The following is a 1837-nucleotide window of genomic DNA, read 5'->3' as shown; positions in this document are numbered from 1 at the left end:
GGCATGCCGCGCCAGCGCCGCGGCGGCGCCCGTCCAGTCCTTCCGCTCGGCCAGCAGGGTGGCCAGGCGCGCGGCGCCGGCCGCGCCCGGCCCGCGCGGCGCGGCCTCGGCGCCCGCGGCATCGCCGGACAGGGCCAGGGCACGCGCCTCCGTCATCTCCCGGCGGACATCGGCCTCCTCCTCCTCCTCCCCCGGGGAGGCGCGCAGCGCGGCCAGGGCGCCGGCACCCTCCCCCGCGCTCACCAGCAGCTCGGCCTCGCGCAGCCGCAGCGGCGCCGGCTGCGCGCTGCGCAGCGCGGCCTGGCGCAGCAGCGCGGCGCCCTGGGCATGCAGGTCCAGCCCCGCGAGGCCGTCGGCCACGCGCAGCGCCGCCGCGTCCAGGGCGGGGCCTGCGGGCAGGGTCTGCATCTCCGCCTCCAGCCGCTGTGCCGCCTCCAGTGCCGGCAGGCCGGGCTGGACGAGGCGCTGCATCGCCGCCGCGTCGCGCAGCGCGGCGATCTGCGGCGCGGCGTCGGGGAACAGCGCGAGGGTCTCCTCCAGCAGCTCCAGCGCCGCCTCGGCCTGCCCCGCCTCGCGGTACAGGGCGGCGGCGCGCAGGCGGCGGGCCAGCTCCCGCTCATCGCCGCGCCAAGCGGCGAGGCCGGCGGCCAGCGCGGCGGCCACCCCGGCCGGATCGGTCTCGCCGGCGGCGAGGCGCAGCTCCGCCATGCGGCCGATGGCCCGGGCGCGCAGGTCGCGGTCCCGCCCCTCGGCCAGGGGGCCATAGGCGGCCAGCGCGGCCGTATGGTCGCCCTGCGCCTCGGCGATGCGGGCGCGGGCATAGGCGATGCCGGGCGTGGCGGCCTCGCCGTCCGGCAGGTCCCTCAGCAGCGCCGCGGCCGTATCGGCCCGGCCCTGCCCGGCCAGGCTGCGCGCCGCCAGCGGCAGAAGGCGGCGGCGCAGGGCCTCCGGCCAGGCGCGCAGCAGCGGGGCCGTGGCCTCCAGCTCCCGCAGCGCCGCCTCGGATTCCGGGGCCAGCTCGTCATCGCGCAGCCCGGCCAGGGCGCGCCACAGCCGCACATCCTGTTGCGCCGCCGGCAGGCGTGCATCCTCCAGCGCGGCCGCCGCCTCCTCGGCCCGGCCGGCCAGCAGGGCGCCGGCGCCGGACAGCAGGATGGCACGGGGCTCGCTGGCCAGGCGGGGGTCCTCGGTCACGGCGAGGGTGGTCAGGGCCTGCGCCTCCACCCCCAGCCCGAGCGCCAGCAGCGACTCCGCCAGCGCCAGGCGCAGCGGCCCGCGCGCCAGGGAGGGCGCGGCGGCCACCGCGTTGAAGGCGGCGTGGCGGCGGGCCAGCAGGGCGGAAACAGGCTCGTCCGGCAGCGCCAGCAGGGTCTCGCCCGCGGGTGCCGGCTGCAGCGCCAGGGCACCGCCGCGCGCCAGGGGCACGGCGAAGCCCTCCGGGACCGAACGCAGCGTCACCAGGTCGGAGCGCACCGCCAGCGCCACGCCGGCCTGGGTGGGCAGCAGGTCGAACGGCGCGTGCTGCTGCGCGCCGTGCAGGGCGGCACCGGGCGGGGCCACCAGGCCCAGCAGCAGCAGGCCGTCGCCGGCCGGGTCGGGCACGGCGATGACGCGGCCGGCACCCTCAGCGCGCATCAGCAGGCGGGGCTGGCCCTCCGCCGGGCCCGCCTCGTGCCGGGCCTGCACGGCGGGGGCGGCGGGTGCTCCGGCGTCCTCGGGCCACAGCGCCCAGCCGCCTTCCGGCGTGGCGCGGAGCTGCGCGGGGTGGCGCACCTTGCGCTGGCGCAGCACGGTGCTGCCGGGCACCTCCATCACTTCCACGGGGCCAAGCGCGGCG

1 protein-coding gene is annotated in these 1837 nt (G+C 80.9%); it reads right to left on the bottom strand.

The window, feature by feature from the left end:
• Positions 1 to 1837: hypothetical protein (locus ACFOY6_RS24005; protein ID WP_379652443.1), on the bottom strand; the 1837-nt coding region annotated here is incomplete at both ends.

Source organism: Teichococcus aestuarii, from assembly GCF_042651065.1.
Lineage (GTDB): Bacteria > Pseudomonadota > Alphaproteobacteria > Acetobacterales > Acetobacteraceae > Pseudoroseomonas > Pseudoroseomonas aestuarii.
The sequence above is the reverse complement of the archived record's forward strand: the minus strand, read 5'-3'. Positions and strand labels throughout refer to the sequence as shown.